The organism is Vibrio neptunius (genome assembly GCA_019339365.1).
Classification (GTDB): domain Bacteria; phylum Pseudomonadota; class Gammaproteobacteria; order Enterobacterales; family Vibrionaceae; genus Vibrio; species Vibrio neptunius.
On record CP079859.1, the window covers coordinates 2721945 to 2743118 of the forward strand.

General features: G+C 45.1%; 15 protein-coding genes and 2 pseudogenes. 6 read left to right on the top strand and 11 right to left on the bottom strand.

Translation table 11 applies throughout. The features are described 5' to 3' along the window. Window positions 1-25 precede the first annotated feature (25 nt). From KW548_12865 to hinT, 7 genes and pseudogenes are all read right to left on the bottom strand, one after another. Window positions 26-1314 (bottom strand): annotated as a pseudogene (locus KW548_12865) (NAD(P)/FAD-dependent oxidoreductase). A 405-nt stretch (window positions 1315-1719) separates the two neighbouring features. Then, a complete protein-coding gene (gene ycfP, locus KW548_12870; protein QXX06016.1) occupies window positions 1720-2262 on the bottom strand; it encodes an alpha/beta hydrolase YcfP in 543 nt (180 codons plus the stop codon). A 99-nt stretch (window positions 2263-2361) separates the two neighbouring features. After that, a complete protein-coding gene (locus tag KW548_12875; protein QXX06017.1) occupies window positions 2362-3216 on the bottom strand; it encodes a phosphotransferase in 855 nt (284 codons plus the stop codon). 18 nt (window positions 3217-3234) lie between these two features. After that, window positions 3235-3825 carry a penicillin-binding protein activator LpoB gene (gene lpoB, locus KW548_12880; protein ID QXX06018.1) on the bottom strand — a complete coding sequence of 197 codons (591 nt, stop codon included), beginning with the start codon at window positions 3823-3825 and terminating at the stop codon, window positions 3235-3237. A gap of 73 nt (window positions 3826-3898) precedes the next feature. Beyond that, complete coding sequence (locus KW548_12885) at window positions 3899-4288, bottom strand: YcfL family protein (protein ID QXX06019.1); 390 nt, start codon at window positions 4286-4288, stop codon at window positions 3899-3901. Next, window positions 4285-5679, bottom strand: coding sequence for a hypothetical protein (locus KW548_12890; GenBank protein ID QXX06020.1), 1395 nt, complete (start codon window positions 5677-5679; stop codon window positions 4285-4287). The genes KW548_12885 and KW548_12890 overlap by 4 nt, the downstream gene beginning before the upstream one ends. A 105-nt stretch (window positions 5680-5784) precedes the next feature. Next, window positions 5785-6135, bottom strand: a complete 351-nt coding sequence (gene hinT / locus KW548_12895; protein ID QXX06021.1) for a purine nucleoside phosphoramidase — start codon at window positions 6133-6135, stop codon at window positions 5785-5787. 225 nt (window positions 6136-6360) lie between these two features. Between hinT and KW548_12900 the strand changes: the two are divergent. Together KW548_12900 and KW548_12905 are read left to right on the top strand one after the other, a co-directional pair. Further along, window positions 6361-8350, top strand: a pseudogene (locus KW548_12900) (methyl-accepting chemotaxis protein). 146 nt (window positions 8351-8496) lie between these two features. Then, window positions 8497-9666, top strand: coding sequence for a DUF1887 family protein (locus KW548_12905; protein QXX06022.1), 1170 nt, complete (start codon window positions 8497-8499; stop codon window positions 9664-9666). A 63-nt stretch (window positions 9667-9729) separates the two neighbouring features. Here KW548_12905 and fadR read toward each other — a convergent pair whose 3' ends face one another. Then, complete coding sequence (gene fadR, locus KW548_12910) at window positions 9730-10569, bottom strand: fatty acid metabolism transcriptional regulator FadR (GenBank protein QXX06023.1); 840 nt, start codon at window positions 10567-10569, stop codon at window positions 9730-9732. Between the two features lie 695 nt (window positions 10570-11264). Here fadR and nhaB point away from each other — a divergent pair. Together nhaB and dsbB are read left to right on the top strand one after the other, a co-directional pair. Beyond that, complete coding sequence (gene nhaB, locus KW548_12915; protein QXX06024.1) at window positions 11265-12854, top strand: Na(+)/H(+) antiporter NhaB; 1590 nt, start codon at window positions 11265-11267, stop codon at window positions 12852-12854. A gap of 92 nt (window positions 12855-12946) precedes the next feature. Beyond that, a complete protein-coding gene (gene dsbB / locus KW548_12920) occupies window positions 12947-13465 on the top strand; it encodes a disulfide bond formation protein DsbB (GenBank protein ID QXX06025.1) in 519 nt (172 codons plus the stop codon). Between the two features lie 432 nt (window positions 13466-13897). On the opposite strand, the gene KW548_12925 is transcribed toward dsbB, so the two are convergent. Both KW548_12925 and lrp read right to left on the bottom strand, forming a co-directional pair. Continuing rightward, complete coding sequence (locus tag KW548_12925) at window positions 13898-16822, bottom strand: DNA translocase FtsK 4TM domain-containing protein (protein ID QXX06026.1); 2925 nt, start codon at window positions 16820-16822, stop codon at window positions 13898-13900. A gap of 194 nt (window positions 16823-17016) precedes the next feature. Then, window positions 17017-17511 (bottom strand): leucine-responsive transcriptional regulator Lrp, encoded by a 495-nt coding sequence (gene lrp / locus KW548_12930; GenBank protein QXX06027.1) that lies wholly within the window; start codon window positions 17509-17511, stop codon window positions 17017-17019. A gap of 174 nt (window positions 17512-17685) precedes the next feature. Between lrp and ald the strand changes: the two genes are divergently transcribed. Continuing rightward, on the top strand, window positions 17686-18810 hold the full coding sequence (gene ald, locus KW548_12935) for an alanine dehydrogenase (protein ID QXX06028.1): 1125 nt from the start codon (window positions 17686-17688) through the stop codon (window positions 18808-18810). Window positions 18811-19164: 354 nt separating this feature from the next. On the opposite strand, the gene KW548_12940 is transcribed toward ald, so the two are convergent. Next, window positions 19165-19617: a DUF412 domain-containing protein gene (locus tag KW548_12940; protein QXX06029.1), complete on the bottom strand. Its 453-nt coding sequence runs from the start codon at window positions 19615-19617 to the stop codon at window positions 19165-19167. A 349-nt stretch (window positions 19618-19966) separates the two neighbouring features. Here KW548_12940 and KW548_12945 point away from each other — a divergent pair, with 349 nt between their 5' ends. After that, the gene (locus tag KW548_12945; protein ID QXX06030.1) at window positions 19967-21163 is read left to right on the top strand and encodes an acetate kinase; all 1197 of its coding nucleotides are present in this window, start codon (window positions 19967-19969) and stop codon (window positions 21161-21163) included. The last annotated feature ends 11 nt before the right edge of the window (window positions 21164-21174 follow it).

Genomic DNA, 21174 nt, shown 5'->3' on the forward strand with positions numbered 1-21174 from the left:
TCTTTTCATTGTTAACGCTTTTTGATTAGTGCAGTTTAAGGTTTGGACGAAGCACTCTATTTATCCGCCCCATCAAAATAATCAAGGCGGTTTTGAACACGCCATGCAACGCCATTTGATGTAAACGATACAAGGATATATAAACCACTCGGGCAATGCGTCCTTCCACCATCATAGAGCCTTTAGTTAAGTTACCCATCAGGCTACCTACTGTTGAAAACTGGCTCAGGGAAACCAAGGAGCCTTTATCCTTGTAGATATAGGCTTTCATTTCACGACCGTTCAATTTAGCAACGATATTGGAAAAAGCGCAGCTTGCCATTTGGTGAGCAGCCTGAGCACGTGGAGGCACAAATGAGCCATCAGCTTGTGTACACTGAGCTAAGTCACCGATGACAAAAATATCGTCATCCAATGTCGTTTGTAACGTATCTTTCACCACAAGCTGGTTAATACGATTGGTTTCTAGGCCACCTATATCTTTAACGAAGTCAGGCGCTTTGATACCTGCAGCCCAAACCATAATTTGAGCTGGGATCTTTTCACCCTCTTTAGTAATAAGGCCATCTTTACCAGCTTCAGTGATCATAGTGGTGGTACGCACATTCACCCCTAACTTCGTCAGCTCATGATGCGCGGCACTGGAGATTCTTGGAGGCAGAGCGGGAAGAATTCGCTCACCAGCTTCAATTAAGTTGACGTTAAGCTTGCTAGAGTCAAGGTCACCAAAACCATAAGTGCGAAGCTCTTTGACTGCATGATGAAGCTCTGCGGAAAGTTCAACGCCAGTCGCACCAGCACCGACGATAGCAATATCCACCGTACCATGACCATGTTTGGCATGCAGCTTGAGAAACTCATTGTTCATCTCAGTTCTAAATTTATAAGCTTGCTCTGTACTATCGAGGAAAATACAGTGCTCCCTGACGCCAGGGGTATTGAAGTCATTGGAAGTAGAGCCCAACGCCATAACAAGGATGTCGTATTCAAGCTCACGGCTTGGCATCAAAAGCTCATCATGTTCATCTCTGAGTTCGCCTAGCCTGATTACTTTACGTTCTCTGTCGATGTCTTCAAGACTCCCCATTTGGAAATCAAAATGATGGTTTTTTGCATGAGCACGATAGCTAAGGGCGTCGACGCCCTCATCCAATGACCCTGTCGCTACCTCATGCAATAGAGGTTTCCACAAGTGACTGGCCTTGCGATCGACCAGTGTCACTTTCGCTCTCTTTTTCTACCCAGTGTACGACCAAGTTTGGTCACAAGCTCAAGTCCGCCTGCACCACCGCCTATTACGATAATTCGAGTCACAGCAACTTTCCTCTAAAGATAAAAACTAGGTTTCGAGTCGAAGAGTTCGCCCCGATGAAATTGTGTAATATTGGCCAATCTGCTGAACCAGGTTCAGTCTTAGGATTAAATGGGCCAGTAGAGGTTTATTCGTAAAATACAGCGCGAAAATTGGAATAATAGTCTGATGACTCCAAGCTATCGAGCTCTAGCTTAAAATGGGCGAACTTTAAGATTCGCTCTCAATTTTTTTGATATTTATCAAAAAATTTATAGTGGATTCATTATATCGGCCGGAATGTGCCGCGCAACCATATATTGCGCTAATGACACTTAATTTTTCCTTAATTTCTATTTGCGTCAATAACGAAAAAGCGACGTGCTCTATTGACGTCGCTTTTCAAGAAACCGAGTTAGAAATGAAGTTTAGCTATCTGCTTTAAACGCCTTAATGGTCTGCAGATGTTGAGAGATTTTCTTAAACTTATGAGTCTCCTTTTCATCCCAGATAATTTGGTAATGTTTCTCAAGTGCCTGAGCCGTTTGACGGTTGTCATGCACCTCATCATCTTTAGATAGGATCACCAAACATCGGTCTTTGTTTTTGCTACGAAATTCTTCGACACATTTTGTGGCTATGTCTTCATACTCTTCAGGACGATCTATCCGTCCTTGCATGTTATTTTCCGGATGCAAGTTAGGGTTAAAAATCACCTGCTTAATACCACACAAAAAACCAATGCGCTCCGACCAATATCCCCCCAGACCGACACCACAAACAATGGCTTCACGGTCGCCAGATTGCTCTATCGCTTTGTGGACCTCTTTGAGTAGGTGCTGCATATCATGCTTGGGGTGTAAAGTACTGTAGCTGATAAAACGGACATCATCGTCGATAAACTGCAGTTGAAGCACTTTTTCGTGGTTCCCCGGACTCGTTGAGTCGAAACCATGTAAGTAAATAATCATTCTATCACCCTCAATTCTTGTCAGCTTAATCTACCATGATTTGTAAGGTTTTAAAGTCAGCGACTAGAATTCACTGTTTACGTCGTTCAAACAGTGATCTCAACTGCAAAATGTGTCACGCAAAGCTTGTGCTTGAGTAAGATAATGCTCATCTCCCCAAAGCTGAAAGGCCAACAAATACCAAAGCATTGCCATCATAGTTGCTCTAGGTTGCCAAGCAATGACGCCTTCAACCCAGTCATCCACACCTTCAATCTCTCTCAGTTGGCAGTAGCGGTAAACCGACTCCAAGGGCTTTTCATCGACCACTCCTATACTCAGCGTCAGATCTAGCCTAGGATCAGCAATCGCAGCATACTCCCAATCTATGACTCGATTTCCGTCAGCGTGTTTGACCATGTTATAACCCGCCAAATCAAAGTGACACAACGTATTACCGACATCCGCCAAACTTGGAACGCCACGCCATTGTTGATAAATGTCAAGATAGTCATCAGACCTTAACTCTTCACGAAGTAGCATCCAGTAGTGGTCAACACGTGCTGTAAAGTTAAATGGAGCGACAGGCACTCTTGTCGTATCTAAATGGTGGATTTTGATCATCATTTTTAACAACGAGTCAAAGGACAACTCATTACTCAACGACTCTCCTTCAATCCATTCAACCAACAACCCTTGTTCGTTGATATGGAATGCTTTCGGCGCAAGATGGGAATCTTCTATCGCTGTCAGAATTTGATATTCCTGAAAACGGGAAATGGAAAAAGCTTTGGTTATCGAGGTATTGGGGCGCCAGACAAAACAATCGCCGCTTTGGGTGACAACCTTCCAGCAGCGATTAGTCAGGCCTCCAGTCAGCGTTTGAGCGTAATCCGGAGAGAGAGAGAAGAAGTGATCTAATGACTTTAACGAACCGTCTAGCTGACATGCCTCATGCCACGACATCCTTGCCATAAATCACTCCTCTAAAGATTAAAGACCTAAGAAGCTCTTAGACTCTTGTTTGCGGATTTCAGTTTCATCTGCCCACTCAATCAGGCCTGTTTCTAAATCCATAAGACGCATTGTCATTTTGTAGTATACATCCTTATCACTGCCGCCTGCTTTAGCGATACTTGCTAGGTTGCCATAAAGCATGTACTGAGCACCAACCATCTTACCAAACTGAATCGCTGTGCTCTGGTTCACTAGTTCGTCATTGTTTTGGAAGTTAAGTTGATCACGAACAGACTCTACACGGTCCATATCAACGAAGCGGAACTTGCCTGAATTGAGCATTTTAGTGCTAATAGTATCGGTAATGGATTCAGTATCAATGTGCTCGCTTGTCTTGTTCTTGATTCGTTCAACAAAAACAATTGGACGAGAGTCACGAGTGATCGCTGATACCGAGCCAGACATCATCATGCTGTCGACCATTTCACCGGCAATTTTTTGCAGATCTGTTGAGCCAAAATCAATCGTTGTAGTCTCAACCGCCTGTGCATCACCGTAGCTGACTTTATTAGAACAACCGCCTAGGATGACAGCCAAGCCAAGTAATGCGATAACACTTTTTTTCATTCTTGGTTCCTCAAATCTTTATAGAATCTTGTGTTATGAATGTATGACTAAAGTTAGTGGACTTTAGTTCGATTTAGTTATCATTTTCGCGAATCTGAACGCGGAACTGCGTGCCATTCGGATTCACTGAAACTTCAGAAAGAGCGATCGTTTCCATACCTCGAATGATCGCCTGACGCCATGGGCCCAGCTTGTTGTTCACTTCAAGACCGTTGTCATCGTACCAGTAAAAGCGGTACTGAATATGCTGATCGCCTTTGTACTGACTCGCTAGTCGAACAATGCCTCGAGCACGGCCATCTACTTGAGCGGTTGAAATGTCTTCAATTTGTAAGCGTCCTGATAGAACGTTGTCACCAAACAAGACGGTTTGCGACTGACCGTCAATACGTAACCCAGCGGTATTACTAGAACAACCAACCATCACCAAAGCAGCTATCGCTGCCATAAGCCATTTTTTCATCGAATTTTTCCTAACTGTTTATGCCAAATTGTAGCACTGCCTCCCTGACGAGAGACCCAAACTAAAGCTGTTCGCCCTTCTTCTACATCAAATTTGTAGTCTTGACCAGCAACACGAATTACCTGAGTACCAGGCTGAACAACAGCACTACTGCTGCGGATCTCTCTGGGTAACGTTATCCAGCTGCGAGTATCCGGCTGCTCTGTCAATGTATTCCAGATATTGAGCAAAGCATTACCTAGCTCATCATCTTTTGCAGCACTTTTACGGATCTCGTCCTTAGCCCAGACTCGTAAAGCCTGACGAATGATGATTGCTGGCATACGTTCAGATAAATCTCTCTCAGCCATCAAGTTCACATCCGTCAGCAAGTTACTCTGCAAGTTCTCATTATTGAGTTGCATGGGAACAAACGACTGACTCACCTGCTGTGGGTAATAAGGAAGCGCAATCGAGTACAACGCGCCATTTCCTCCGCTATCGTATAGAGGTAGAGACTGCTTCCAGCCTTGCATAGCCTCAACCACACCCTGCTCTTCTATAACGATCACTCTTGCTTCGTCGGTACCCAAATAGCTTGCTTTACCATAGCGTTTTTCTAGCTGAACAAGATCTTCGCGCATACCGAGACGCTTTGCGACTCGCTTTGTACCTTCAATCACTTGTGTATTGTCTGGCATCACTGCTAGTGCACGTCGATAATCCACATAGGAATCATTCAACGAATTGTCGGCTTCATAAAGCAAAGCCGATAAATACAACAGGTAACCATTTTGTATCGCTTGAAGTGTTTTGCCAGCATCTGGATAGCTCGACAAAACACTACCGAGGTTCGGTGTTAGCCCCTGACTTTGCATATCCTTCTGAGCAGACTCTAACTCTTTTTCTCGCGCTTTACGCGCTTGCTCTTGTACCTGATTGGCACGACGCATTTCTATCAATGCACCTTCAAGACTATTCTCCCTGAGGTAGTTCAATCCCAGATACAGATGCAAAAAACCTAGCTCGTAATCAGCGGGTTCGTAGATGTCCAAGTTGTCGTTAACCGCCAAGGCAGCTACGCTTGTTGCCGTTTCAGTCAGCGATATTGTCGCTTTGTCCTGCTGAACACGAACCGCTTTGTCACCCGCTTCAAACGCTGACTTACTGTCAGCGTATTGCTGGTTAAGTAAATAGACTCGACCTTTCTCGAAATTATCAAGAATATCACCAGCAACGTTTTCAGGTAGGGCTTCCTCTGCCTTTTGATATTCGCCATCTTTCACTGACTGATAAACGTCACTGTTTTGAGCGCTGTAGTGGCTAAACAAATTTCCAGCAGAGAGGTTGGCACATGCAGAAAGAGCAGCAGAGCTGAATATCACGAATGCGAGTCGAACGTGTTTACGCACTTCGTACTCCGAATTAGTTATTAGAATTTCATCATCGTCGCGGTTGGACAACGGTATTGATAAAAAGTTTGCATGAATACCGTCACTCCAATAAACGTATTATCTTTAACCCATTAGTATCGGGCCAAGTGGGCGACCACCAACCAAATGCATGTGAATATGATAAACTTCCTGCCCACCGTGAGAGTTACAGTTCACAATCAAACGATAGCCGTCTTCGTCGATACCTTCTTCTTTCGCGAGCTTACGCGCAACGATGAACATACGGCCCATGGTTGCCTCATCCTCCTCTTCAATATCATTGGTTGTTGGAATGAATTTGTTAGGAATGATCAGAATGTGCGTTGGCGCACGAGGGTTTATGTCTCGAAATGCGGTAACAAGATCATCTTGGTACACCACATCGGCAGGAATTTCTTTGCGAATAATTTTACTGAAAATGGTTTCTTCAGCCATGAAGCACTCCATTAAGTGTTGTTATTGTTAATCGTTTCCACGGAGTATGCGCTAAGCTGGCTCAGATCACAATAAAAAACAGTGTTCACTTAACATATACACCGTACTGATAATAGTAGATAGTTAAATTTGTATTACGCGTCATAAAATGCGTGTCTCACCCTCAATACAATAACGCTCTTTTTGTTAATTTTTTAAGACAAGTCAGTATTTAGGGAGAGATCTATGAAAGGCTCAGTGATCAAGCGTATGTACGCTGGGTTTGCCTTGATCATCATAATGTTTGTTATTTCAACCATTATGACAATGCGGGGAATGCAACAAATTCACACCAACTTCGGCAGTGTATCGAATACAGCCCTACCTTTGGTATCACAATCAAACCAGACTAGCGTTTACCTTCTTTCTGCGGATAAGCTTTTTAAAGACTTTTTGACCACGCAGAGCCCAGAGCGTATGGGAGAAATTCGAGGTCAATTTGAAGAGGCCAAAAATCGCTACGCGCAAGCGCTGCAGGACTTAGCCAAAGCAAGTGACGGAAACACCGAGTTACTTGCCAGTATAGAAAAGCTCAAAGATATGGAAGTGCGTTACTTTACCGAAGCTGACGCTGCAATGGACAATTATGGCGACATGTTTGTCGCTCAAGCAGAGGTACAGAAATCATCTCGCCGCTTCCAGCGTCTTCATTCAGAACTCGGTATCGGCATGAAAGAATATGTCGATGATCAAAGTAGTATCTCTGTCAAAGTAATGGCCAAAAGTTATTTTATTAAACTCAGAGATGCTGAAGTCATTACTTCCGATGCACTCGCGAGCAACAATCTAGAGTTAGTCAATAAAGCCGTCGCCAAAAACAAGAAGGCGGTAACCCACCTCAACTATGCCTATCGTGGCCTCACGACACAGATGCCTGAGATCAAAAAGTGTTCGATGAATCCGTTGAACAATTCACGACAGATATCGGAAAAAAAGGGGCGTACTTGACCAACACGCCTCTTATCTGCAGGCCAAGGCCGCTCTTTATGCCAACATTGCCAATCTCACATTGGAAGTAGATAACACCATGGCGCTATTGACGTCTTTTAGTGAAGAAGCACAAAACGGCCTTTACGCTTCTCTCGCTGAAGCGAGTGATGTATATGACCAAGGAGTCATCAACGCCGTCTCACTCGGTGTACTGGTGATTGCTTTAGCGATTGGTATTGGCCATCAAGTTGCTCATAGTGTTCGTTCTCCACTGACACGTATTCTCTCCACTCTAGAGAGTTTGACGCAAGGCGACATGACGCAACGAATTGAGATTCGTTACAACAACGAATTTAGTCGCGTAAGTGGCCATATCAATTCGTTAGCGGACAACCTGCACGACATATTAAAGAAATTAAACGGTGCGTCAGACAATTTGACGAACACGGCCAGTACTAATCAACAAACCTCTTCTCAAGCCCAGTTACAGTTGAGTCAACAGAGAGAGCAAACCGCCAGTGTCGCGACAGCCATGACTGAAATGGCGCACTCGGTTCAAGAAGTCGCACAAAGTGCACAGAGCTCTCAGCAAATGGTCGAGCAAGTTGAGGCGGCATCGGAGTCCGGTCGTCGAATTATGAACGACAACATTACGACCATCAACCAACTCGAAACACGCTTGACGCAATCCGTTGATGCAGTCAAAGACCTACAAACCATGAGCAGCCAGATTGGCTCAATTTTAGATGTGATTCGCAATGTTGCCGAACAAACCAACCTGCTGGCGCTCAACGCCGCCATCGAGGCAGCGCGCGCCGGTGAACAAGGTCGTGGTTTTGCAGTGGTCGCCGATGAAGTCAGGGTTCTCGCTCAACGAACCACTGAATCCACCACAGAAATCGAGAACATGATCAATAACCTGCAAGGCAGCTCCTCATCAGCCAATAAGGTTATTCAAAGCTGTATGGACGATATGGATCAATCCGTGGCTCAAGCCTCGAATGCGAATAGTGCAATGGAAGAGATTCAAGCCTTAATCATAGAGATTAGCCATATGAGTGGACACATATCTCAAGCAGCCGTAGAACAAAACGAAACAACCGCAGAGATTGCTCGCAACATCGATGAAATCAATCAGATTGCTGACTCTAGCTATCAAGCAATGGCTCAGATAGCACAAACCAGTACCGATTTAACCCAACTCGCTAACCAACAAGGTGAACTCGTGCATCGCTTTAAACTCTAGTTTTGTAAAGACAATGCAAATTATTCACTCAGGGCGGTTAATTTCACTAATCGCCCTTGTTTTTTATATGTGCTGTCGTTATATGGTTATTGAGGCTTGCCCACTTATAAATTCTAATTTTCGCAAGCCATGCATGAGGAAGGTATATGGCAGTTCATGTTGGCATCATTGATCAGGACCCAATTCGTTTAGTCACTCCGCTTCTGGATAACCGAACCGTCAGTGATCATATCGTTTTTATAGGCGTGAAAAGCCAGAAAGAGATGTACCATCGGTTACATAGTGTTCTGGCCAAAAGAGACATAACGTCCGAGTTTTTTGAGATTCCCAACGTCGCAAACACATCACGGATCAAGCGTGCAGTGGGGATACTCGCTGATGACCTCAACGTTCGTGGTGAGGATGTCAAACTCAACGCCAGTTGTGGTTTGCGTCACCGCCTGCTCTCTGTTTATGAAGTGTTTCGTACTTTCCACTGGCCTATCTTTGTTGTCGAACCCAATAGCGACCGTCTTTGCTGGCTGTATCCCGATGGCAAAGAAGACACGCAAGTAGAAGATAGGATTACCATTGACGACTATCTTACCGTGTTTGGTGCACGCGGTGAGTTCAATGATCAGCAGCTACCCCCTCAGCTTGATCAAAAACTCTATGAGCTAGGAGAGCGCTGGGCCAGCAATGCTCTTGAGTTAGGCCCCGGCTTGGCAACGCTGAATTACCTCGCCACTACATGCCGTAAAGAGCAAAAGTTGGACGTGGCTTTGTCTGAAAAACAGCAAGGCTATCGCGAGCTCAACATGTTGCTCAGTGATCTGGTTGAGGCCGAAATTGCCCATTACGAAAACGGTATTCTGACTTTTGTCGATGAGGATGCACGACGCTTCTCTAACGGAGAGTGGTTGGAAACTTTGGTTCACAGCACCGTTCGTCAAATTCAAAAGGACATGCCGACCATTCAAGACCACTCACTCAACGTTCAAGTCTATCGCCAGTTAGGCGATCGTGAAGTACGTAATGAACTGGACGTCGCTTCAGTCGCGAATAACAAGCTTCATATCATCGAATGTAAGACGAAAGGTATGCGAGACGATGGCGATGACACTTTGTACAAACTTGAGTCGCTGCGAGATTTACTCGGTGGATTACAAGCTCGTGCAATGTTGGTTAGCTTCAGACCACTGCGCTACAACGATATTACTCGCGCCGAAGATTTAGGCCTCGCTTTGATTGGGCCCGACGAGCTGAAAGATCTCAAAACACACCTCACCAATTGGTTTAAAGAAGCCGGTGGTTATGACGACAGTGGCATCTACTAGAGGCTTTTCTAACAACACAAAAACCCGCCTATTGGCGGGTTTTCTTATTGTATATTGTATGAATTAACCGTCGTCTTCTGTAAAACTGGTTGGCAGGGACGTTTTCATCTCATTCCAGATTTGCGCACTTTCCATGCCGTAGTGGCGAATGACCACTACAATGCGATCTCGATTGCCAGTTTCACAAACTTCAAGTAAATCACGATAAAACTGCAGAGCTAGGTTGCGAGCTTCCGGTTTAGAAAAGTAGTAGCTACCAACACGATCATAAAGCTTCTTAAGTCCATTAAAAATCAAACCGTAGATCTGATTACCTGAATGGAACGCCAAACGTTGAAACAACATATAGTCATAATAATTAAACGTCTTGGCGATCAAGTTAGCTTGGCGCCTAGCCTCATCTTTATCACCATCATCTTTGACATGCTGTTGAATTTTTTCAGCGTATGGAGAGGATTCCATAAAAGCATCCCATGACTCAGCTGCGAGAAGGCTTTCACAAGACTCAATAACGCCACTGATCGTACGCTCTGCATTCTCTTTATTAGCTTTGAATGCATAACGCATAAAGATAGGACTGATGTTAGTACGTGCGGCGAGTAAATCTTCAACAATAGATGTCGCATTGTCCGCATCAAGTGTCATGAGTGTATCGAGGATATGTAACCCCGACGTTTCCATAAACTGGTTAACCTTTGTCGGCTTGCCGTGTTGAATGGTTAACCAACCGTCACGAGCCAAGCGCTGCAACACTTCACGTAGTGTCGTTCTGGTGACTCCGATGAGTTCAGAGAGCTCGCGTTCAGCGGGAAGAATAGAACCTGGAGGGAAGCGCCCTTTCCAAATACTCTCAATGATGTATTTTTCTGCAAAACCTGCAGGGCTCTTTGCCTTAATTACCATTAATTTAGCTATCCAATATTCTTATTTATAGGGTCTCATAGAACTCATCATACCACTAGTTCTCAAGTATCGGAAACAAACCTAGAGTAAACGTGCTGTAAACACCACATAGAGCAACAACTCTAATTTAGACTAAGATATTGAGTTTTTATGTCTTTGAGTCAAAGCTTGTATATTATGAATTTAATAAAAATATAACCTTTGTTAGCCCTTATCTTTATTGACTTAGAAAGCAAAATTTAAGTTCTTATATTTGCAATATACTTACGTCATTTCCATGCAATATAATAACATAATCTATCTTATTCGACCTTTTCGCCCATGAGCTGCCATGAATTGTTTTTTTTCACAACTCTCAATCCGTTTTATCGCCACTCGGATCGCGTTTTTAAACAAAAGTTCAGTGAGCAATTTATCAATATAAACTTTATTATTGACTAAATTAACTTGTGGAGTAGAGTTGCGACCAAAGTACGGAGTGCTTGTCTTTCTCAGGGAGTGACTTGGCAAGACCACATAACATATTTCTCTATGTTGTTTTTCTAAGTCACTGTTGAATCAGGTCTGTTTTACCATTTGATTTTGTTGGTTACCTACCCCACCGCTGGCGGTAACCCAAGCCAAGTGTAGCTCAGATATATAGATGCAAGCACGCGCAGTGTCTATTCATTACAACATTAAAGAGTATTAGTATCATGCCGATGTCACTCGGGAATGCTTTCATTAAGAACTTCTTAGGTAAAGCTCCGGATTGGTATAAAGTTGCCATCCTTTCATTTCTTGTCATCAACCCGATTGTATTTTTTCTTATCGACCCATTTGTAGCGGGCTGGCTATTAGTCGCAGAATTTATCTTCACCCTGGCAATGGCATTAAAATGCTACCCTCTTCAACCTGGTGGTCTGCTAGCCATAGAAGCCATTGCTATTGGAATGACAAGTCCAGAGCAAGTCAAACACGAACTCGTCGCCAATATCGAAGTACTACTTCTCCTTATTTTCATGGTGGCGGGTATTTACTTCATGAAACAGCTGCTGCTGTTTATCTTTACCAAGATACTGCTTGGCATTCGCTCAAAAAGCTTGCTTTCTATGGCATTTTGTTTTGCCGCAGCCTTTCTATCTGCGTTTCTTGATGCACTCACCGTCATTGCAGTAGTCATCAGTGTGGCTGTTGGATTCTATGCGATTTATCACAAAGTCGCCTCAGGCAAAGGCTCTACAGCTTCACACGACCATACTCAGGATGATCACCTTTGTGAGTTAACACGAGATGACTTAGAAAACTACCGTGCATTCCTACGCTCTCTACTGATGCACGCTGGCGTCGGCACCGCATTGGGTGGCGTCATGACCATGGTTGGAGAACCGCAAAACTTAATCATCGCTGATCAGGCGGGCTGGCTGTTCGGAGAGTTTATTATTCGAATGCTCCCGGTTACAGCACCCGTATTTGTTTGTGGCTTAATCACTTGTGTGCTTGTCGAAAAGCTAAAAATATGCGGTTACGGTGCTCGCTTACCTGATAATGTTCGCCAAATCTTAGTCGATTTTGACAATGCAGAACGAAAAACTCGTACGAAACAAGACGTCGCCAAGCTATGGATTCAAGGTGCCATTGCGGTCTGGTTAATTGTCGGCCTAGCGCTTCATCTAGCGGCAGTTGGCTTAATTGGCCTTTCGGTCATCATCCTAGCGACTGCATTTACTGGTGTTATTGAAGAGCATTCAATGGGTAAAGCATTTGAGGAGGCATTGCCATTTACTGCACTGCTCGCGGTGTTTTTTGCCGTCGTTGCCGTCATCATAGATCAGCAACTGTTTAAGCCTGTCATCGACGCCGTCCTTCACGTCGAAGACAAGGGCGCCCAACTGGCCTTGTTTTACATTGCTAATGGCCTACTTTCTATGGTGTCAGATAATGTGTTTGTCGGCACGGTTTACATCAATGAGGTGAAAACAGCACTGATCGAGGGAGTGATCACTCGCGACCAATTCGACCTACTCGCAGTAGCAATCAATACCGGTACTAACCTTCCTTCAGTCGCAACGCCAAATGGCCAAGCAGCCTTCTTATTCCTGTTAACATCAGCGCTTGCACCTCTGATTCGTTTGTCTTACGGCCGCATGGTTATTATGGCTCTCCCTTACACCATCGTCCTTGCGCTTGTTGGTCTGGCTGGAATCATCTTTCTGGTTGAACCTATGACCGCATGGTTCTATGACCTAGGTTGGATTTCACAGCACACAGGCGACGTTATTCAAACGATATCTGGCGGACATTAATCACTAAAATTCAAAAGTTTTCGTTGAAACCGAAACTTTTCCACGATAAAAAGCTCTGATTAGTCAGAGCTTTTTTATAACAGGATATCTCTGTGAACATTCTTTCTACCATTAAGTCTTTTTCCCAATCACGCCTGTCTTGGTTACTGCTATTAGCTTTTGTCATCTTCTTTGAGGTTGCAGCGTTATATTTTCAACATGTCATGCTGCTCGCGCCTTGTGTTATGTGTATCTACGAGCGCGTCGCTATGCTTGGAATCGGTGCCGCTGCCTTAGTCGGTTTGATAGCACCAAACAGCACAGCGTTACGCAGTCTAGGGCTCGCGGCATGGGGAGCAAGTTCATATAAAGGCTTAATGCTAGCTTTGGAGCACGTTGATTACCAATTCAACCCTTCTCCGTTTGCAACCTGTGATTTGTTTGTTACGTTCCCCGATTGGGCACCTCTAAACAAATGGGTGCCATGGATGTTCGAAGCCTTTGGCGACTGCAGCAAAGTTGTGTGGCAGTTTCTGTCACTTTCGATGCCACAGTGGCTGGTGGTCATCTTCGCAGCAAATCTAGCGACATTAGCGGTGATCGTTATTGCGCAATTTGCGAAGAGCAAGTAGCGAGAGGCGAAAGCACACAAAAAAATAAAGGGCTGACATATGATGTCAGCCCTTTTTGATTTGGAATGAGGCAGGAACGCTTCGCTATGGAAAACGGATGCGGGAGCGGACTTTGTTACGGAAAACTAGAGAATGCTAGAAAGGCTAGAAAGGCTAGAAAGGCTGACACAACATCAACCCTTTACGTAAACAAGTGTCATCCTCAAGAGGGAGGGACGACCGAGTTGGGGATCTCCCAAAGTAAGCTAAGAGAGCACAGAGATTCCCTACTCCCTCCTTCGTCGGTCTATGGAATGACGGTCTATCTCTTAGAGGCATTCCATTCTCGATTCAGAACACCCTGCTTTGTCTTATCTCGTAGGGCGGAGCCCGTTCTCGCATCTCGGAGCGAAGCGATCCATAGGGCGCAGCCCGTTCCTAACAGCTTTGCCGTTAGTTCATCTCTCGACCGGGTGCTGGCGCTAAAACTTCCCTATTTCCATTATGTCCAGGCGCACTCACAATCCCTTGAGCCTCTAGCTGTTCAACAATACGAGCTGCACGGTTATAGCCGATTTTAAAGCGCCGCTGCACACCGGATACAGAACCACGGCGTGACTGTACAACGTGTTCCACAACTTGGTCAAACAACGGGTCCATCTCTTCTTCACCTTCTGGCTTTTCGCCTGGTAACAGTGCCTCTGGGCCCTGGTCACCATTGGTAATTTCGTCAATATAGTTGGGCTTACCCCGCGCTTTCCAATTGTTTACCACCGCATGAACATCGTCATCTGAAGCAAAGGCGCCATGAACACGCACCGTGTGGCTCGACCCTGGTGGAAGATAAAGCATATCACCCATACCCAATAATGATTCGGCACCACCTTGATCTAGAATGGTCCTAGAGTCTGTTTTGGTTGATACGGTGAACGCAACACGAGTTGGGATATTAGCTTTGATTAAGCCAGTAATGACGTCAACAGATGGACGTTGGGTAGCGAGAATTAAGTGAATACCCGCAGCACGCGCTTTTTGAGCTAGACGGGCTATGAGCTCTTCGACTTTCTTGCCTACAACCATCATCAGGTCAGCGAATTCATCGACAATAACCACAATGTAAGGCAGTTTCTCCAGCAATGGTGGAGTTTCGTCCATGCTATCACCCGGTTGCCACAATGGGTCGTGAATAGGATGTCCCGCTTCTGCGGCTATCTTAAGCTTGTCGTTAAAGCCTTTGATGTTACGTACGCCAAGTGCAGACATCAGTTTGTAACGACGTTCCATCTCGCCCACACACCAACGCAGCGCATTCGACGCGTCTTTCATGTCAGTAACCACTTCAGAGAGAAGATGTGGAATACCTTCGTATACCGATAGCTCAAGCATTTTCGGGTCAATCATGATGAAACGCACTTCTTCGGGAGTCGCTTTGTACAGCATACTCAAGATCATCACGTTAACACCCACTGACTTACCTGAGCCCGTGGTACCCGCGACAAGCACATGCGGCATCTTCGACAGATCTGCGACAACTGCCTCACCTGCGATATCCTGACCAAGGACGACCGTTGTCGGTGATTTGGCGTCAATAAAGTGCTGACTCCCCACAACATCTGAGAAGTATACGGTCTGTCGGCTCATATTTGGTAACTCAAGCCCCACGTATGGTTTACCCGGTATCACTTCCACAACACGAACCGCCATCGCGGACAATGAGCGGGCTAAGTCCATCGACAAGCCTGAAATACGGCTCACCTTTACCCCTGGTGCTAGATCTAACTCAAATCGAGTAATGACAGGACCAGGGAAAATATCGACCACTTCAGCCTTAATCTTGTAGTCGGCAAGCTTAGCTTCAACCAAGCGGGCTATTTCTTCCAAGGCAGCGCGGTCAATAAAGTTTTCACGCTTTTCAGGGTGATATAAAAGCTCCAATGTTGGCATCGGCTCTTTTGGCATCGGAAGGTTAGTATCTTGCTGGACAAGGAATGGGTTCTGCTGAGCTACTACTTTTGCCTGAGCATCAGCAACAATGTTTTGGAACGCAGCAACATCATCATCTTGATTCACTTCTTCGATTTCAACAAGATCGCTATCGTTGGTTTCCTCATCCGCAACATCAAATGTTGAAATATTGGGTAGCTGATGAGCGTTTTCAGGTTCAACAGCATCTGAAATTCTTTCAAGTGCTACAGGGTCAATGTTTGGTTGAACAAGGGCCTGTTCTTCATCACTCTGTTCGACGCTCCATGGCATGCCTTTCACAGGATCATCGACAACTTCGGCCTCGTCAACAATGACGTTTTCTTCCTCAGGTTCTGGGATGTTTTTTGATTCAATTCGGCGATCTTGGGTGGCAAAATCATTTTCACTTTGAGCCACAGCATCCAGCTCTTCTATCGTTGAGCCCAGTTGCATTAAGCGCTCATCTTGAATTGTTTCGTCAAACGCTTGAGTATGAGGGGTAGCAGTCACTTCCTCTATGGGGGCGGGCTCAGAGATGGGTATTGACGCATTGGGTTCAACCACTGCATTCTCTACCTCGACACTCTCACTGGCAGGCTTGCTTACTTTGGCCTCTTGACGTACTTCAGGCATGTGGATATTGAAACGGCGTGGCTCTTTCTCTGACTCCGAAACAAACAACACCTCATCCTGGTTAGTTTGCTCATTGGCCTGTGGGGAGATTTCTTCAGGCACCATCAACTCAGGTTCAAGGATTTCGTCTTTTTCTCCGCGCGCTCGGTTAACAAGGTTAGTGACAAGATTAATTGCCACTTCCCCAATCCTATCGACAATGTTGAGCCAAGAGATCCCAGTCAACAAGGTGAAGCCTGCGCCCCATAAAAACAGTAATACCAGAGTCGTGCCCAAAATATTAAGAGTGGGCAGCGCTAGACTGGTCAACACATCGCCAATGACACCACCGGACGAGAAATACCAGATATCATCGAAGTTAATGTCTGCTAGGCCGCAACTGGTCAGAATAAGTATCGCTAATCCGAGAAAACGAGTGCCCCAAAGCATCAAATCAATTGACTCGTTTTCTTCTCGATTCCTTAGCATCACCCAAGCCGTAACAGTCATAACAAGGGGTATCGGATATGCAAGAGAACCAAATGTGAAAAACAGTGTATCGGCAACCCAGGCCCCGACGAGCCCTCCTGCATTATGTATATCACCTCCCCAAGCCGTTTGGGACCAAGAAGGATCAGCGGGGTTAAAGGTGACTAATGCAACGGACAATAATATAGAAAACAGCACAACCACAATCAGACTGCACTCTTTAAGACGCTGAGGCCCATCAAGACGAGAGGAGTGAGGCTCTTCTCCAGTTTTGATTATTGTTTCAACTTTATTTTTGTTCTCTTTGAACATAACCGACTTATCAACTGCGTAATACTGATTGCTGGCTAAAGCTCGTATGGCAGAACATCCATCCGGCTAATCAGTAAGGAAAAAAATAGTCCGAGCAGCTATGCCACTCGGACTATTGATTTAACCATATCAGGACTTAAAACCCAATTACCTTAAGTCAGAATATCGAAAGGTATTACGCTATAAAGCAAAGTTTAGCGCGTTTTGATAACTAACTGGTTTGTTTGCTTCACTTCTTCCATAACGACGTACGTACGTGTGTCGTTAACGCCAGGAAGACGCAGAAGCGTATCGCCTAGGAGCTTTCGATATGCACTCATGTCCGACACTCGAGTCTTCAATAGGTAATCAAAGTCACCTGACACTAGGTGACACTCTTGAATATCATCGAGCTTCTGCACTGCTGCATTAAACTGTTCAAACACATCTGGAGCACCACGGTTTAACGTAATTTCTACGAAAACCAGCAGTGAGGCATCAAGGAACTGAGGGTTTAACAAAGCTGTATAACCCGTAATGTACCCTTGACGTTCCAGACGACGAACACGTTCTAAACACGGTGTTGGTGAAAGACCAACTCGTTTAGACAGTTCAACGTTTGAAATACGACCGTCTTTCTGCAGTTCGTTTAGAATGTTGCGATCGATACGGTCTAGATCCTTAGACGGCTTCTTATTGTTGTCTGCCATTTTTTATTCCACCTTATTACTTCCTTGCAAAAAAATATACTACAACTTTTTAATATTCAGTATCAAATTTTATTCAATCGTATCTATACTAGATATTAATTCGATAGAATTACCCTACATACAGTTAATACAACCAATATAGTTTATACAACCAAAATAAAATGAGGAGTCAGGATGATCATTGGCGTACCTAAGGAAATCAAAAACCACGAATACCGTGTTGGCATGATCCCAGCCAGCGTTCGCGAGCTAGTATCTCAAGGTCACCAAGTTTTTGTAGAAACCAAGGCCGGTTCTGGCATTGGTTTTTCAGACGATGATTACATCGCTGTAGGCGCATCCATTCTTCCTACCGCTGCTGACGTTTTCGCGCAAGCAGAAATGATTGTAAAGGTCAAAGAACCCCAAGCTGTTGAGCGAGCTATGCTTCGTGAGGGACAAATATTATTTACTTATTTGCACCTAGCACCAGATTTTCCACAAACTGAAGAGCTAATCAAGAGCAAAGCTGTCTGTATAGCATATGAGACTGTAACAGATAATATGGGTCGCTTGCCACTACTTGCTCCAATGTCTGAAGTAGCAGGTCGTATGTCTATCCAAGCTGGCGCACAAACTTTGGAGAAATCTCACGGTGGCCGTGGCCTTCTGCTCGGCGGTGTACCAGGTGTTGAACCAGCAAAAGTAGTGGTCGTTGGTGGTGGTGTCGTCGGTGCTAACGCCGCTCGTATGGCTGTTGGCCTGCGTGCAGACGTGACAATCTTAGACCGCAACGTCGACACTCTGCGCCGTCTTGACGAAGAATTCCAAGGGCGCGCAAAAGTGGTTTACTCTACAGAAGATGCCATTGAAAAGCATGTACTAGATGCTGATCTCGTCATAGGTGCAGTTCTTATCCCAGGCGCTGCAGCTCCTAAACTCGTCACCAAAGAACACATCGCTAAGATGAAGCCAGGCGCAGCAGTTGTTGACGTTGCAATCGACCAAGGCGGTTGTTTCGAGACTTCACACGCGACCACACACGCAGAACCAACCTATATCGTTGACGACGTAGTTCACTACTGTGTTGCTAACATGCCAGGTGCTGTTGCTCGCACTTCTACATTCGCTCTAAACAATGCAACACTTCCTTACATTGTTAAGCTAGCGAACAAAGGTTACCGTGAAGCTCTACTAGAAGATAATGGTTTCCTAGAAGGCTTGAACGTAATCCATGGCAAAGTGACGTGTAAAGAAGTAGCAGAAAGCTTCGATCTTGATTACGTAAACCCAGCTGACGCGATTGCCATGTTCAACTAAAGTTAAATAATATTAAATAAGAGAAAACGCTCACTTCGGTGGGCGTTTTTTTGTTTGAACTGAAATTAGTTTAGAGTGCATCGAGAATTGTTAGAGATTCCCTACTCACTCCTTCGTCGTTCTATGGAATGACAGAATCAATAAGAGCTCTTTGTACACTAATCATCCTCAAGAACGAGGTACGAGTGAGTTGGGGATCTCTTAACGAAAGTCGCAAGCTTATGGAGATTCCCTACTCCTTCCTTCGTCAGTCTAGGGAATGACGGCATATTGCGGCGTTCTTCTCTAGAACGGCGAAGTCTGTTCCCGATTCTCGAAACGAAGTGTTCTGTAGGGCGTAGCCCGTTCCCTCTCCTAAAACCACCGCTCTAGAGCATGCTTATCCAGTTGACGAAAAGCACGATTCAGGATCTGCGCCAACTCCTTGTAACGAGGTCTGCTTTTCAGCGGTTCTAACGCGCATCCACTCTCAACAATTTTTTGGTGAAGTTCACGGTACCAACCTGCTAACGCTGGAGGCAGCTGGGTGTTCGCACGATTACCGAGCCACCACATACCATGAATCGGCATGCTGATAGCAAACAAGGCAATAATCACCGCCTGAGGCATCGCTGTATAGTTATTGAAGGCCATTTGGGTCAAGACACTAATCGCGGCGATCGCGGGCATTACTTTTACACCGAATTTGGTGGCTTTGATAATGCGTTGCTCTGGAAACAGCAAATTGAGTTCTTTGCGCGTAGGCCAAATTTCCATGTACTTTTGCCCATCACGAAGGTTGTGAACTAAACCGACTTTATTACTCATAGGACTCTCTCACTCCAGTCTCAGGCCTGTAAAACTAAAAATAAGTTGAAAGATTAAAATTTCAGCGTAAAAAATTGATGAAAATTAATATTCTTTCAAATTTTTTTGTTATTATTACCTATTATCGCTATCCTCTGCGGGCCCACAATCTCATTGTTGCTGTTATTTACAATTTAAGCAACTCTCGGGACCTTTCTGCAGCGGATGCATGAGCAGTGATTGGGAATCGCTGCTGTCTTTTTATACGGAATTTGAAGCTTTTTTGACCAAGACTAGTACGCAGCCTGTGAGCTTCGTCTATTCTTGTGATTAATTTTTTATCCTAATTGATTATTACAGGTAGTCACTCATGTCTAAGCTAGTTTTAGTTTTAAACTGCGGTAGTTCTTCTCTTAAATTTGCTGTTGTCGATGCAGAAAGCGGTGATGAGCATCTAACAGGCCTTGCAGAATGTCTGCACCTTCCTGAAGCTCGTATCAAGTGGAAACTTGACGGTAAGCACGAAGCTCAACTAGGCAACGGCGCAGCTCACGAAGAAGCTCTAGCGTTCATGGTAGAAACTATTCTTGCTTCTAAGCCAGAGCTTTCTGAGAACCTAGCAGCAATCGGTCACCGTGTTGTACACGGCGGGGAGAAGTTCACTCAGTCGGCACTTATTACTGACGACGTTCTTAAAGGTATCGAAGACTGTGCAACTCTAGCACCTCTTCACAATCCTGCTCACATCATTGGCATCAAAGCAGCGCAAAAATCTTTCCCAGCACTGAAAAACGTTGCTGTGTTTGACACTGCTTTCCACCAAACAATGCCTGAAGAGTCTTACCTATACGCTCTTCCATACAACCTCTACAAAGAGCACGGTATCCGTCGTTACGGCATGCACGGTACTTCACACCTATTCATCACTCGTGAAGTTGCTAATATCCTTGGTAAGCCAGTTGAAGAAGTTAACATCATCAACTGTCACCTAGGTAACGGTGCATCTGTATGTGCGGTTAAAAACGGTAAATCTGTAGACACTTCAATGGGTCTGACTCCTCTAGAAGGTCTGGTAATGGGTACGCGTTGTGGCGACATTGACCCTGCGATCATCTTCCACCTACACGATACTCTTGGTTACTCAGTTGAGAAAATCAACAACATGCTAACTAAAGAATCTGGCCTTGCTGGTCTGACTGAAGTGACCTCCGACTGCCGTTTCGTTGAAGACAACTACGGTGAGAAAGAAGAAGCAACTCGCGCCATGGATGTATTCTGCCATCGCCTAGCGAAATACGTTGCTGGTTACACGGCGACTCTAGAAGGCCGTCTTGATGCGATCGTATTCACTGGTGGTATCGGCGAAAACTCTGGTCCAATCCGCGAAATGGTTCTTAACCGTCTGGGCGTATTCGGTATCGAAGTTGACGGTGAAGCTAACCTGAAAGCACGTTTCGGCGGCGAAGGTACTATCACTACAGCTGATAGCCGCATCCCAGCGATGGTTATCTCTACTAACGAAGAGCTCGTTATCGCAGAAGACACTGCGCGTCTAGCAGGTCTTTAATTGACTCAACC